Below are 14802 nucleotides of genomic sequence, written 5' to 3'. Positions count from 1 at the left end.
TGAAATTTCATCCAGATACCACAAATTGGCTGTATGTTAATTAAGCAATTCAATTCAATGACATTTTTGCAACAAGATTGACAATAAAGTGTAATTTCAGCGTATATATTTTGTAAAAGTACAAAAAAATGACAATTAAACAAAGCATTACGTGGAGTAAATTAAGGTTATCGAATATAATTCAGCCTTTGAAACCGAGCCGGCTTCGCCTAAAAAAATTGTTTTACCGATTCAAATTATGCTGTGCCTGCTAGTACCCTGGGACTATTGATGACCACCACATCTGATTTAACATTTAAAGACTTAAACTTACCTGAAGAAATCCTGAAGGCTTTGGAAAAAGTAGGTTATGAAAAACCTTCTCCAATCCAAGCAGAAGCCATTCCTCTTATTCTTCAAGGACATGACATACTAGGCACAGCGCAAACCGGAACCGGAAAAACTGCAGCATTCGCCTTACCTATGTTGGCCAATATCGATCCTGATGCTGATTATACTCAGTTGTTAGTACTGGCTCCGACTCGTGAATTAGCTATTCAGGTAGCTGAAGCCTTTCAGGTTTATGCCAGCTTCAGCCGCAAAATTCGCGTATTGCCCGTTTACGGCGGTTCGTCATACGAAAACCAAATTCGCCAGTTAAAACGTGGTGTACAGGTTGTTGTAGGTACACCAGGCCGAGTTATTGACCACATCAACAAAGGCACTTTAAAACTTGATCAACTTAAGTTTTTAGTACTCGATGAAGCCGACGAAATGTTGCGTATGGGCTTTATTGATGACGTTGAATGGATTTTGAGCCATGCACCTAAAGAGCGCCAAACTGCGTTGTTTTCTGCCACCATGCCAGACGCAATCCGCAAGATCACTCAGCGTTATCTGAAAGATCCAAAACACGTCAAAATTGCCTCTAACGTGACTACTGCTGCGCAAATTACCCAGCGTTATTGCCAAGTCGCAGGCCACCATAAATTAGAAGCCTTAACACGTATCCTCGAAGTTGAAGATTTTGACGGCGTAATCATTTTTGTGCGTACTAAAACTGCCACACTTGAACTTGCAGAAAAATTATCTGCCCGAGGTTATGACGTAGAACCACTCAATGGCGATATTCCGCAAAACGCCCGTGAACGTACAGTTGACCGCCTGAAAAAAGGTAACATCGATATTTTAGTCGCAACTGACGTAGTGGCGCGTGGTTTAGACGTTGAACGCGTTAGCCACGTTATCAACTATGACATTCCTTATGATACCGAATCCTATGTACACCGTATCGGCCGTACCGGTCGTGCTGGTCGTCAAGGTGATGCAATATTGTTTATTTCACACCGTGAAAAACGCATGCTGTTTTCGATTGAAAAGGCCACTAACCAATCTATCGAAGCCATGCCGATTCCGTCTATTTCACAATTGAATGAAACACGTTTGACTCGTTTCAAAACCAGCGTAATGGAAGCCATGAACGATGCCAGCATCGAAACCATGATCCCCATTGTTGAATCAATTATGAAAGAAGCTGATGCATCACCAGAAGTTGTGATGGCTGCCTTAGCGAAGATAGCTCAAGGCGATGAACCATTAATCCTTAAAGAATCTGATCGCCCTAATCTTGAAGAACGTGCTCCTCGTGGTGAACGTGGAGACCGTCCGAGCCGTGACGGTGGTCGTGATTTTGGTGACAGACCCGCACGTGGTGACAGACCTTCCCGTGGTGATCGTCCTGAGCGTGGTGATAGAGCTGAACGTGGCGGCGACCGTCCTAAACGTGAACGCAAATCTGCGCCACCCAGCGAAGGCATGAAACGTTATCGCATCGAAGTGGGCCATACTCATGGTGCTAAGCCTGGCAATATCGTAGGTGCGATAGCCAACGAAGCAAATATCAGTAGTAAAAACATTGGTGCGATTGAAATTTATGACAATTTCAGCACAGTGGATTTACCTAATAATATGCCAAAAGCCACGCAGGATGTATTACAAAAAACCCGTGTTGCCGGCCGAGCTTTAGGTATGCGTGAGTGGTCTGATACGCCACCCAAATCACGTGCAAAACCTAGTTTTAAAGAGTAAGATTTACCTTTCCATTCGGGGAGCCTCTTGGCTCCTTTTTTTTCGAAATTTTCCGCTTTACTACCACTCATCCGCCTATTTTAACGTTTGTCATAAAGTTTCCTGTATTGGTTTTTTCATAGTTAATCTGTACACACCCCAAATCATTGGAATTGCACGGCGGCTGCACAAGAACTCAGCCCCATGAGCTTAGTCTTATTAGGTAATTAGATTGAGTGCAGCCAACAAACGAGTAGTTTCAAGGATGAAAGGTATAACAACCAACAGGAGAGACATCATGTTCAATTTACCCTTTTGTAAACAACGTTATAGTCATGGATTTTTAGTCATATTGCTTTTGATTTTGTGGATCACTGACAGTAATGCACAATCACCTTGGCAGCAAAAATGGCAAGGAAAATTAGAGGTTGCTGCGGGCATGCAACTAACCCTGATCCTGAATCTGCAAGAACAGGATGGTAAGCTAAGCGCCACTCTAGATAGCCCAGATCAAGGCGCCATGGGCATACCAGCCAGTCAGGTTAGCACTAAGGATACTGAACTTACTGTCGAATTTGCAGCCATCAGTGCCCGTTACGTTGCAAACCTAAAAGAACAACAACTGCAAGGCACTTTTTATCAAGCAGGGCAGCAATTTCCACTGGTATTAACACCAATGAGCACTGCGCAGCAAGAGGCGATTACAGCAAGCCAACAACGCCCCCAAGAACCACTTCCACCCTATCCTTATATTGAACAACAAGTGCGGTATCCCCATCCATCAGCAGGTTTTAATTTTGCTGGCACCTTGACTCTACCCCAAGGCAAAGGCCCTTTTAGTGCAGCAATACTTATCACCGGTTCCGGCCCGCAGGATCGAGATGAAACGCTGGCCAATCACAAGCCCTTTAAATTATTAGCCGACACTTTGACGCGGCGTGGGTTTGCTGTGCTGCGTAGTGATGATCGTGGTACTGGCCAATCAGCAGGCAATTTTAGCGGTGCAACTATTGAAGATTTTGCCACTGACGTTCAAGCCGCGTATGAATATTTACTTAGCCGTGAAGACATCAATCCGAGCAAAATTGGTTTAATCGGACACAGTGAAGGTGGTGTCACCGGCCCCCTATTTGCCGCGCGCCAACCTAAAGTTGCTTTTGTCATTATGCTGGCAGGCTTAGGTGTGCCGGGCAATCAATTATGGGCCACCCAACAACGAGATATTGGCTTAGCATCTGGCATGCAGGACGGCGACATGATTTATCAATTACACTTAAAGGCCGCCACTTTATCTGCACAAGGGGCCAATTTTGAGCAAATAAAGACTTTGTTTGCAGCAGTACCAAATGCTAACGAGCAGATGATTAATACCCTTGCTACTATGCTAAGCAGTGATTGGGCTCATTCACTAATGGCTTATCAACCACAAGCTGTCCTAATCAAATTAAACATGCCGCTGTTAGCTTTAAATGGTGAACGAGATATGCAAGTTGCCAGCAAAGACAATTTGACTGGTATCAAACAAATCATGGCTAACACTGCCAATCAGGATGTGACTGTTTTATCATTACCTGAGTTAAATCATTTGTTTCAGCAGGCGCCAACGGGTCATCCGGCTGAATATGCACAAATTAGCGAAACCCTTAATCCAGCCGCGCTTGCTCACATTAGCGACTGGCTAGCCGCGAGATTTTAACATGCATACACACTACTGGCGCTATCAACTGGCCGGCTGGCTAACCCTGTTAGGCTTAGATTTTTTGGGCAAATTTATTGCCAATATGTTCCAACCATCTTTATTGGTGGCGGTAATAGTACTGTACGGCTATGGCTTGTTTGCCAGCCATGGTTTGCGCTATGTGTATAAACATCATTTACGTGGTTTAGCCATATGGAAGGTATTGCCGCTGTCTTTGCTACTAAGTCTGTTAGCGGCCTTCTTAGCCACTAGCGGCTTAATGGCGGTATTGTTCATCTTTGGTCACCCTGCTTTTGCTCAGCCAATTACCCAGCCCATCATGATATTTCAATACAACTTGTTTTTAATGTGGTTATTTTTATTTATCTGGACAGGTTTATATCTCTTTATTACCCGCCAACGGCAGGTAGATGATCTCAGTCAACAACACCAAGAGTTACAAAACAACTTAGAACAATCGCAACTACATGCCCTACTAAACCAATTGAATCCGCATTTTATGTTTAACTGCATTAACAACATACGAGCTTTGATTTTGGAGGACAGCCATAAAGCCAGAGATATGCTGGCGCATATGGCCGATATGCTGCGATATAATTTACAAGACAAACAGCAAGCTCAAGAAGTGCTCAAGATTGAATTAGATATAGCCCACGCCTTTATGCAACTGGCATCTATTCAGTTTGAACAACGTCTGTGTTTTAGCCAACACATCCAGCCTACAATCGATTTGCAAATTCTGGTGCCACGGATGTTGATTCAGTTGTTATTAGAAAACGCCGTCAAACATGGCATCGCCCACTTACCACAAGGGGGCGAAGTCATTTTGCATATCTCTTGCGAGCAACAGCAATTACGTATTGAAGTGAGTAACGATGGATTATTACAAACTCATACCGGACAAGGCATAGGCCTGCAAAATATTCGCAGTCGCCTAAAAATGCTTTATGGTGATGAGGCCCGTTTTGACATTATTCAACAGGGCAATAAAGTAGTAGCAACAACGCTAATACCCATGACAGAGGTTGCGACATGCAAGTTGTTATAGTTGAAGATAGCCGCTTGGCCAGACTCGAACTCAAAGAGCAACTAAAGCCATTTGCCGATATTGAAGTGATTGGTGAAGCGGATAACGCAGAACAAGGCATCACCTTAATCGAACAACTACAACCTGACTTGTTATTTTTAGATATAAACTTACCCGGCATGGATGGCTTTGCCATGTTAGAACAACTCAACTACGTACCTCAGGTTATTTTTACGACGGCTTATGATCAGTACGCGCTTAAGTCATTTGAGGTTAATGCCCTTGATTATTTGTTAAAGCCTATAAAAACCGAGCGTTTACAACAAGCGATTAACAAAGCCAGATTACACGTCAGTACCGCAGAAAACACCGATAAACTCACAGCTGACAGTCGGTTTTTTGTGAAAGATGGCGAACAGTGTTGGTTAGTCACCCTTCAACAAGTGCAACTGTTTGAATCGATAGGTAACTATACTCGGCTCTATTTCGAGCAGCATAAACCGATGATCTATAAGTCTCTCGGTCAAATTGAAAAGCGTTTACCGAGCCACGGATTTTTCCGCGCTAACCGCTCTGAGCTGATCAATATGCAATTTGTCAGGCAAGTTGAGCTGGCGTTAAACGGTAATCTGATGATTACTCTCGATAACGGCAAAATAATTGAACTGTCGAGAAGGCAGGCTGCAGAGTTTAAAAAAAGACTAAGTTTGTAGCATTGGCTTTTATGCCAACTCCACATAGTAACCATATCGTTATGGGACCGAATCACCAAAAAATGCTGTAGTAATCTGCACCCTAGGTTTTCTAAAACACTTTAACAAATCAAGGTATAAGACCAAAAGATAAATTATTGTTATAGTTGTTAGTTATATGTAAACCAAAATTAATTACCTATTAATAAGCTTTTGCCTTTATGTTGTGCGACCCCTTGCTGCACCAGCAATTTTAACGGGGCGTTAAATCAATATCATTAAGGAATTACAATGCAAAAAATAAAAACGTTTACAGCTCTGTTTTTATTGGTTTTACAAGGCTGTGGCGGTTCGGGAGATTCGGCGGTGCCAACGCAACCTGTGAGACCACCTACATCTACCGTGGTTACCACTGAAACCTTAGCTAGATTTGATATTTATGCCTTAGCGGGTGAAATCCAAGACGAGCCTAAAATCGCGGCTAAAATGAAAGTCACTCAATACATTATTGGTCAGGAGCCCATTATTAATTACGAAGGTGATATTGGGGTGGAATACCGCGGCTCCAGTTCGCAGTTTTATTACGATAAAAAGAATTTTGGTATTGAAACCCGCGATGCCGACCAAGAAGGTATTTCAGTGGCCTTGTTGGATTTTCCAGAAGAGGAAGACTGGGTATTACACGGCCCTTATGGTGATAAAAGCCTGATGCGTAATGCCTTGATGTTTGAACTGGCTAAGTCGTTTGGCCATTATTCTTCACGCTGGCAGTTTGTAGAAGTCTATGTAGAAAATGACTATCAAGGTTTATATGTCTTACTCGAAAAAATCAAACGTGATGATAATCGTATAAACATTAACAAGCTGAAAGAGGACGAAAATGAAGGTAACGATTTAACCGGCGGTTATATTATCAAACTCGATAAAACCAATGGTGAACATGAGGGCAATCCGGGCGCTTATGATTTGTACACAGATGATATGAGTTTTATCTCCAAACATGGCTCTAAAATAAACGCGATATGCGAACACCATTTTATTTACCACACTCCAAAGTCGGATGAAATCACCGACCAACAAAAAACCTATATTCAGAATTATGTACATGCCTTTGAGGATGCCTTAGCTGGCAGTGATTTTCGTGACGAACAAAAGGGTTACCGCAACTATATCAACGTGGATACCTTTGTGGATTATTTTCTCGCCACTGAATTATCCGGCAATGTAGACGGTTATCGCCTCAGTACCTTTTTATATAAAGACAAAAACAGCAAATTATCCATGGGCCCCTTGTGGGACTATAACTTAGCCTTTGGTAACGCCGATTATTGTGAAGGTTGGTCAAACACAGTGTGGGTTTATCGCTCAGAAGAACGCTGTGCCGGTGGGGTATTTGGTGTGCCATTTTGGTGGTATCAATTATTAGCTGACGACGATTTCAAACAACAAGTAAAAAGTCGCTGGTTAACCTTACGAGCCAACGACCTAGCTAATGCTAAGATTGAGCAACATATTTCGACAATGCAAAATACCTTACTTAATACGGAAGCCGTCACCCGTAACTTTATTAAGTGGCCCATATTAGGTAGCTATATATGGCCTAATTATTATGTCGGCAGTCGTTATAGCGATGAAGTGAATTACCTTAAAAACTGGCTAACGACTCGATTAGATTGGTTAGATATAGAAATAGCTAACCTTTGATGATTACGACTTGCCTATAATTGTGAGTAAAACTAGCGTAGGTAATTTTTACATGCCAACATAAGGAGTGATTACGCAGAATAAGGGAATAGCATGTCTTTAAATTTATCACGCAAGATTATTACGCTAGTGATGTTAATTGCCGTATCAATTCCCTTATGTTTTGCCAAAGACGTGATCCGTTATCAAGATAACTCCGCCAACATAAAATCCTTTTCACCCTATTTTATTGGTTTGCTTAAACTCGTGGTTGAACACTCAGTTGTTGAATATGGTGAAGTTGAACTCGTCGCTTTATCGGGGGCTATGTCAAATGCCCGCAAATTTGCCAGTTTAGATAGCGATGTGATGGATATATTGTGGACAACGACAAGTACCGAACGTGAAAAGCAAGCATTGGCGGTAAAAATTCCCTTATTAAAAGGTATGTTTGGTTACCGCGCATTAATGATCCGTAAAGACGACCAAGCAAAATTTTCAGCCATAACATCGTTACAAGAACTGGCCCAACTTACCGCAATTCAGGGGCAAGACTGGCCCGAAGTTAAAACGATGCGCAAAGCAGGTCTAAATGTAGCCACCATGGAATGGATACCAAAGTTGTATAGGCTCGTGAGTGAAGGAAAAGTAGACTATTACCCTCGCTCGATACTTGAAATACAGGATGAAGTGGCCGGTGCAGAAGTAGACAATTTAGCTATTGAATCAAGCATAATACTCAAGTATCAAAATGAGACTTACTTTTTTGTCGCAAAAAACAATACTAAACTGGCCAAAAGGCTTGAATATGGCCTGCTTAAAAGCATGGAAAATGGCAGCTTTGAGCATTACTTTACTCACTATGGAAACAATGCCGCGGCGTTAAAATTACTGAGTGGATCACGTCGTATATTTAATTTAGACCAACCGTCAATAAACTAAGTAAAAGGTGATAAAACCCTGACTTCGACTAGCTTGGGTCACTTAGCAAAACGTCAGTACCCCCGTTTTTTCCAGAACTGTATTTCACCATCACCGTATTCCACTAACACACTAAAGGTCTTTTCAGCGATAATCTTACCATTTAGCTCAATCACCATGCGCCAATCACCGGTTTTATTCTCGATGGGCTCCCACAAAGTATCGCCCAAATAAAACTCCCAATCATTATTGCGTACATATACCTCCCCCCTAAACGGCTCCATGATCTCACCTTTTTTATCGGGAATATTTGGATGATAAATGGTGTAATCGAGTTTTAAGCCTTTACCTTTGAGTACATGCAAGATAAAGCCAAATTCGATATCGAGTTGTGCGGGAATATGAGTAGTAAAATCCTTAATGACAGGGAGTTGTTTCGCTTTTTCATCCCACTCTTGGTAGATCCCAAAACTGCTGATGCTAAAATTGGCTTTAAGTTTTGCCATTAACTTTCCTTGCCTTTAGGCATAAACATTGCGAGTTCAACTAGCGGTTTAAGCTTTACTACTTGGTCTTTGATTCACTAAGGCATACCAGCGTTTAAGATGGACATGATTATCGGCTAAACGAATATTGACTACTCTGGCAAAATCCAGCGCACATAAGGCTGTGATATCCGCCACGCTAAACGCATCACCGGCAACATATTGATATTGGCTAAGCTGTTTATCCAAAATGTCTAAGAACTTAGTCGCCTGCACTCCCGCCTCAAGACCGTACTCTTGGTTGGGTTTCATGCGATCGCTAAAATAGCCTGTGGTATGTTGAAAACACATGCCAACATTGCTAAATAGATGTAACTCTACAAAACGCTGCCACATATCAATCTGCGCGATTTGTAGCGCACCACAACCAAACAAAACCGGCTCAGGCTGTAGTGTTTCAAAATAACGGCAAATCGAGATGGTTTCGCTGATACAAGTGCCATCATCCAACTCCAGAATAGGGATCTTGGCCATAGGGTTTTTAGCCCGCAGGACATCTGACAAATTTTCTCCTCCGGCTATATCCACCTGTACATAATTCATAGGAATATTTTTTTCAGCTAAGAAAATTCGTACACGACGAGGAGAAGGAGCAGTAGAGGTTTCGTAAATTTTCATTGTTTATATCAATCCGTATTGTTCTGCTGCCACTTTGTTAAAGCATCCTGACTATTAGCTTGAATAACCTGATAGTGCTGACTGACCCACCAGCGTTCCATCATTCTGACGTTTTTCTGATTAGCGCGATAAAAAAGGTCGGCGATATCGCCCACTAGCGGCAACAAGCCCAAAACAAAATCGAGCAGAATGTTTTTTAGCATTTGGGCCTGCATTGTGGCAGGCATGCCCAGTTGTCCGGCTTTATAAACAATAGTCAGTGATACCAATGCCATCACTGCATCACCTACGCCCGGAATCAAACCCACTAAAAAATCCACACCAAACCTGATATTTAACAGCGGCACTTTAAAACCATTATCTAAAAACTGCGCTAATTTTTGTGCGTGTAACAGGGCGGGGGGAGCAAGTAAAGTTTGTGGCATAGCGTAGCTTAACCCACCGCTTGTAATATTTGCCCACACAGCCACGCCATATAGGTGCCTACGGTATAGCCTAATACTGCAAGCATCACGGCAACCGGTGCGAGTGAAGGATGAAAAGCGGCTGCCACTATGGGAGCCGATGCCGCGCCACCTACATTAGCTTGGCTGCCCACCGCCATATAAAACAAGGGGGCTTTGATAAGCTTAGCTACCAGCAACATCAGTGACGCATGCACCAACATCCAGATAACACCAATCACAAAATACACTGGAGTTTGTGCAATCATAGCGACATCCATCTGCATGCCAATCGTGGCAATTAAGATATATAAAAATGCCGAACCTATTTTTGAAGCGCCTGCTCCTTCTAATTCACGCACCCGTGTAAAGGACAACATTATCCCAACAGTACTAGCAAAAATAATCATCCAAAAAAACGAGCTATGAAAACTAAACTTGTCTAATTCAGGAAAATTCTCAACAAAATACGGCGTGATATTATCGGCAAATAAATGGGCAAAAGCGGTCACTCCCATGCCAACCGCCACAATTAACATGATGTCTGTCAAAGTAGGAATGCGTGAATGTTTAGCTTCGAAGTCTTGCACCTTGGCTTTTAATTCGTCAATAGCGCTGGTATCTGCTCCTGTTTTGGCATCAATCTTTTTAGCATTGGCCGCCATAATCAACAACACCGCCATCCACAAGTTAGCCACTATGATATCGACAGTCACCATAGCCGAAAACATTTGGTCTCCAGCGCCATAAATCTCTTTCATGGCCGCCTGATTAGCACTACCGCCAATCCAACTGCCAGCCACGGTTGTCATGCCCCGCCATACCGCTTCTGGGCCTTCAACCCCAATTAAATCTGGCACAAAGGTAGCAACAATAAGTAAGGCCAAAGGGCCACCAATCACTATACCTATGGTGCCGGTGAAAAATAAGATAAGGGCTTTACTGCCTAACTTTGCGATGGCTTTAATATCCACGCTAATCGTTAGTAAAACCAAACACGCAGGTAACAAATAACGCGACGCGACATAATATAATTGTGAATTCTCGGCATCGATTAAACCGAAGGTATTAAGCAATGAAGGCAAAAAATAACAAAGCAGTACCGAAGGGACAAACATGTAAAATTTTTGCCAGAATGGGGTTTTACAATTGGCGGTATAAAAAACCAAACCAAGTAACATGCACAAAATGCCAAAGATCGTGGCATCGTTAGTAAACAGCGGTGTATGGGCCGAGGTAAGCTCAGCTATTTTTTCTATCGACATAAAAGTCCCTGCGTAGCTCCGCTTGTTTTGCTCTTTCAGAGCCAACAGCAGTATTTTTATTTAGGATTGATCAGTGTTTGTTTAGTTCATCAAGCAACAAGTGATGTTAGCACAATTCAAAGACCAGAGGGCAAGCCAGCCACTCTCTCGATTGTGAGCACACCTATCTATTATTGCTCAGCGCCAAGTTTACTCGCCAGAGTACTGCGTTGTTTGGCATTATCAACCGACCAACCATGCAAATTAGCTTCAATCAAAGCGGCAAGCGCATCAATGTGCTGGGCTTGTGCATTCAGTGCAGGTATATAGTCATAAGATTCTCCACCGGCGTGCATAAAATACTCACGATTTTCCTCAGCGATTTCTTCGATGGTCTCGAGGCAATCCGCAGAAAAACCCGGACATACAATTTGCACTGATTTAACACCCTGTGCAGGAAAGGCTTTCAGAGTGTGGTCGGTATATGGTTGTAACCACTCTTCACGGCCAAAGCGTGATTGAAAACAGGTGAAATGTTCATCTTTATTCAGCCCTAAATTTTCAGCAATCAAACGTGAGGTTTTATAACATTCACAGTGATAAGGGTCGCCGTTTAGCAGATAACGCTTAGGAATGCCGTGATAACTAAAAAGCAACTTATCGGCGCGACCTTTTAACTGCCAGTGTGCGCGAATACTATCCGCCACGGCTTGAATATAGCCAGGATCATCATGATAGTGAGTAATAAAACGTAAGTCTGGCATCCAGCGGCGCTGGCTTAAATTTTTAGCCACCATATCAAAAGTCGAAGCCGTGGTTGAGGCGCAATACTGAGGATACAAGGGCATAACCAGCAACTTGCGTACCCCCTTTTGCAACATTGACTCCATAACAGAATTAATCGAAGGTGAACCATAACGCATGGCAAATTCAACCACCACATTGTCACCATAACTCTGTTGCAATTTTTGACGTAGTGCCATGGTTTGATCTTGGGTGTGAAAGAGTAACGGGGAGCCTCTGTCTGTCCACACAGAGGCATAAGATTTAGCCGAACGTTTAGGGCGAATATTCAAAATAACCACGTTTAAAATCAGCCACCACAATACTCTCGGAATTTCGACCACTCTTGGGTCAGATAAAAACTCTTTTAAATAGCGTTTAAGCGCGCCTTTTTCTGGGGCGTCGGGAGTGCCCAAATTAGTCACTAGTACCCCGATTTTATCGGCTTGCCCATGGTTAAATGCTGGGCTTCCAAGATATTTCATAATTTTACTCTTGTTGAATCTTTCAATGTGAACAGTATTACGCTTAAAACAGGCATACAGACCAATGTATTTTAGTTTATCTAAATCAGTAACAAATAACACTGGCTGCGGTAAGTCATTGCAGCAATACCTCAAGATCTGAGCAATACCTTTATTTTCATATGATTTTTTGCCATTAAAAATCGTTTGTACATAAAAATAGTTTAATTTTCAGTCGTTTCTGTGGAATGATGACTAAAATGAGGTTTTCTATTCGACCTAAGACTTGCAGAGGATTGCAGTATGGCAGACAAAAAAAGTAGTGCTGAAAATGACGTAAAAAATAACCCATCTCAAGAGTCAGAACTAGCCTCTTTGCGCCACATAGTTTTTGGCGCAGCAAAAGCTGATATCGAACAACAACTTCAAGCTCTCAGTCAACGAACCAACGAGCATTTTCAAAAGCTTGAACAACACACGGCACAGCAGTTCAAAAATATGCAAGCAGCCATGGATGATGGTTTCCAGCAGCTCGCTCAACAACTTGCCTTAGCTGACCAGGCACAGGATCAAAAAGCTGCCGAGTTAAATACCTATGCCGACAAACTTTCATCAGAACTTGAGCTAGCCGACGCTAACAATAAACAAGAAAATGATGAGTTACATAACAGGCTAGACAAAGAAATCGCTTTACTCACCGAGAAATTTAACGAACAACTGAATCAGGCACTGGCCAAACTTAATCAGGTTTCTAATGAGCTAAATGCCAATAAAACCGATCGTAAAACACTGGCTAAACTGCTCTCAACAGTGGCAACTAATCTCGAAATTGATGACGGTGAATAAGGCAGTTAATGTCACAATCATCTGAGCACAACACGACGACTGACGACGAACAACAAATGCGCGCCTTGCGCGAGTTGGTGTTAGGCGAATCAGGCCAGGTTGTTAAACAGTTACTACAAGAAAACGCCAGACAAGTGGTCAGCGAGGTGTTCTCTGAAGCCTTATTTGATCGCGAAAAAAAGGATGGCTCGGTTAATAAGGTCATTTTGCCCTTAGTGGAAAAATCCGTTGAACGTTCGGTGGCTAATCACAGCGAGCAAATGGTCGGTTACCTCTATCCATTAGTGGGTAGTTTAGTACGTAAATCGGTCACCGCCTTTATCACCGACTTAATGGAAAAAACCAATTCACTGATCGAAAACAGCCTGACGATTAAAGGCCTAAAGTGGCGCTTTAAAGCCTGGCAATCTGGTGTCAGTTTTTCACAATATGTCGCGACCCAAACTTTTGCTTTTAGGGTCGAACAGGTTTTTTTGATACACCGTGAAACAGGTTTATTGTTAAACACCATATCCGCGGGCCTGCAAAATAGCGCCGATGCAGATTTAGTGTCTTCGATGCTGACCGCGATTAACGATTTTGTCAGCGACTCTTTTAATGTCAGTGCGGAAAAGGGCGAACAACAGCTTGATGTGGTCAAAACTGAGGATTTTACCCTATTGCTAAAACAGGGTCCTAAAGCCGTATTAGTTGCAGCCATTAGTGGTAACGCACCACAAAAAGTTGCCGACCAGTTGCAGCTAAGCTTAGAAGAAATTCACAAACTTTATGCTCAGGAATTAAAACAGTTTAATGGTGACGCGAGTGCCTTTATCAATAGTGAACAGCAACTCCGCGACTGTCTACTAGCAGAGTTAAAAACCACCGAAAACAAAAGTCAAAAACGCCCTTGGATGGCTTGGGGCATAGTTTTAGCTGTAATTATCGTGATCTGTTATTTGGGTTTTGTACGCTGGCAGGCCAATCAATATCTAGGCAAACTGCGTTTAATAGATGACGAACCCGGTATCGTGTTGACCTTTGCCCAACTAAGTGGTTTTGCAAGCCTGCAACTCAAGGTGTTGCGTGATCCACAGGCTGTAAGCATTGAATCTTGGTTGAACCAACAACAGTTAGACAAGGCCGATATTGACGTTAAAGAACGAGCTTATGTGTCCCTTGATTCCGCCATTATCAAGCAGAAAGTGCAAAGCATCTTAGGTAACTTTGTCGGTATTCAAGCCGAATGGCAAGACAAGCTCCCAACGTTTAATGGCGAATTAAGTAATTTAAATAAACTCAGATTACAAACCGAATTAAATAAAGTACCTGGTTTGGATTTTAAAACTCAGTGGTTGGATGGGATTAACATTGCTGGCAGTGAAAGCAATGCCGCCGATGATCCCGCCATTATCCGCGCTATATTAGACTTAAATATTGCCAAATTAGAACACATTACGATTAAATTCGAACAAGGTGAGAGCACCTTAAGTGAACAAGATATTAACTCTCTGATTGTACTTCGAGATGAGTTTGTTAATTTGTTACCTATCGCTGAGCAACAAGACTTGTCTTTAGGCCTAATTATTATGGGTGCCAGTGATGCCACCGGCAGCAGCGCATTTAACAAAGCTCTTAGTCAAAAACGCGCGGATGTGGTTAAAAACAAACTCGAAGAGTTAGGCATCGACAAAAATCGCTTGAATGCTATTGGTTTGGGCATTATCGAATTAAAAACTTCTGGTGACGGGGCGCGTAAGGTACTATTTAATGTAGTGTACTTTGATGCAACCTAATTATGATGGACCAGAA

General features: G+C 42.5%; 13 protein-coding genes. 8 read left to right on the top strand and 5 right to left on the bottom strand.

Annotated elements, in window-relative coordinates; translation table 11 throughout:
* The first annotated feature begins 270 nt into the window (after positions 1–270).
* The 6 genes from AX660_RS06785 to AX660_RS06760 all read left to right on the top strand — a co-directional run bounded on the left by AX660_RS06785 (position 271) and on the right by AX660_RS06760 (position 8089).
* Positions 271–2067, top strand: a complete 1797-nt coding sequence (locus tag AX660_RS06785; protein ID WP_068374333.1) for a DEAD/DEAH box helicase — start codon at positions 271–273, stop codon at positions 2065–2067.
* A 277-nt stretch (positions 2068–2344) separates the two neighbouring features.
* Positions 2345–3742, top strand: a complete 1398-nt coding sequence (locus AX660_RS06780) for an alpha/beta hydrolase family protein (protein WP_157884308.1) — start codon at positions 2345–2347, stop codon at positions 3740–3742.
* Position 3743: 1 nt separating this feature from the next.
* The gene (locus tag AX660_RS06775) at positions 3744–4793 is read left to right on the top strand and encodes a sensor histidine kinase (protein WP_068374330.1); all 1050 of its coding nucleotides are present in this window, start codon (positions 3744–3746) and stop codon (positions 4791–4793) included.
* Positions 4778–5485 (top strand): LytR/AlgR family response regulator transcription factor, encoded by a 708-nt coding sequence (locus AX660_RS06770; protein ID WP_068374327.1) that lies wholly within the window; start codon positions 4778–4780, stop codon positions 5483–5485. The genes AX660_RS06775 and AX660_RS06770 overlap by 16 nt, the downstream gene beginning before the upstream one ends.
* 270 nt (positions 5486–5755) lie before the next feature.
* Positions 5756–7168 (top strand): CotH kinase family protein, encoded by a 1413-nt coding sequence (locus AX660_RS06765; protein ID WP_068374325.1) that lies wholly within the window; start codon positions 5756–5758, stop codon positions 7166–7168.
* A gap of 93 nt (positions 7169–7261) precedes the next feature.
* On the top strand, positions 7262–8089 hold the full coding sequence (locus tag AX660_RS06760; protein ID WP_068374323.1) for a type 2 periplasmic-binding domain-containing protein: 828 nt from the start codon (positions 7262–7264) through the stop codon (positions 8087–8089).
* A 53-nt stretch (positions 8090–8142) separates the two neighbouring features.
* Here AX660_RS06760 and AX660_RS06755 read toward each other — a convergent pair whose 3' ends face one another.
* The 5 genes from AX660_RS06755 to hemH all read right to left on the bottom strand — a co-directional run bounded on the left by AX660_RS06755 (position 8143) and on the right by hemH (position 12186).
* On the bottom strand, positions 8143–8574 hold the full coding sequence (locus tag AX660_RS06755) for a DUF3859 domain-containing protein (protein WP_068374315.1): 432 nt from the start codon (positions 8572–8574) through the stop codon (positions 8143–8145).
* Between the two features lie 48 nt (positions 8575–8622).
* A complete protein-coding gene (locus AX660_RS06750) occupies positions 8623–9231 on the bottom strand; it encodes a glutathione S-transferase family protein (protein ID WP_068374312.1) in 609 nt (202 codons plus the stop codon).
* Between the two features lie 8 nt (positions 9232–9239).
* A complete protein-coding gene (locus AX660_RS06745; protein WP_068374309.1) occupies positions 9240–9656 on the bottom strand; it encodes a DUF4112 domain-containing protein in 417 nt (138 codons plus the stop codon).
* A gap of 8 nt (positions 9657–9664) precedes the next feature.
* Positions 9665–10939, bottom strand: coding sequence for a DUF819 family protein (locus AX660_RS06740; RefSeq protein ID WP_068374306.1), 1275 nt, complete (start codon positions 10937–10939; stop codon positions 9665–9667).
* A gap of 170 nt (positions 10940–11109) precedes the next feature.
* The gene (gene hemH, locus AX660_RS06735) at positions 11110–12186 is read right to left on the bottom strand and encodes a ferrochelatase (RefSeq protein ID WP_068375312.1); all 1077 of its coding nucleotides are present in this window, start codon (positions 12184–12186) and stop codon (positions 11110–11112) included.
* A 282-nt stretch (positions 12187–12468) separates the two neighbouring features.
* Here hemH and AX660_RS06730 point away from each other — a divergent pair, with 282 nt between their 5' ends.
* The gene (locus AX660_RS06730) at positions 12469–13011 is read left to right on the top strand and encodes a hypothetical protein (protein WP_068374303.1); all 543 of its coding nucleotides are present in this window, start codon (positions 12469–12471) and stop codon (positions 13009–13011) included.
* Between the two features lie 8 nt (positions 13012–13019).
* Entirely contained in the window at positions 13020–14786 is a 1767-nt protein-coding gene (locus AX660_RS06725) for an OmpA family protein (protein WP_068374300.1), read from the top strand.
* Positions 14787–14802: the final 16 nt, after the last annotated feature.

Source organism: Paraglaciecola hydrolytica (assembly GCF_001565895.1).
In the GTDB taxonomy this organism is placed as follows: domain Bacteria; phylum Pseudomonadota; class Gammaproteobacteria; order Enterobacterales; family Alteromonadaceae; genus Paraglaciecola; species Paraglaciecola hydrolytica.
Note: the sequence above shows the minus strand (reverse complement) of the source record. Positions and strands in the feature narration are given on the sequence as shown.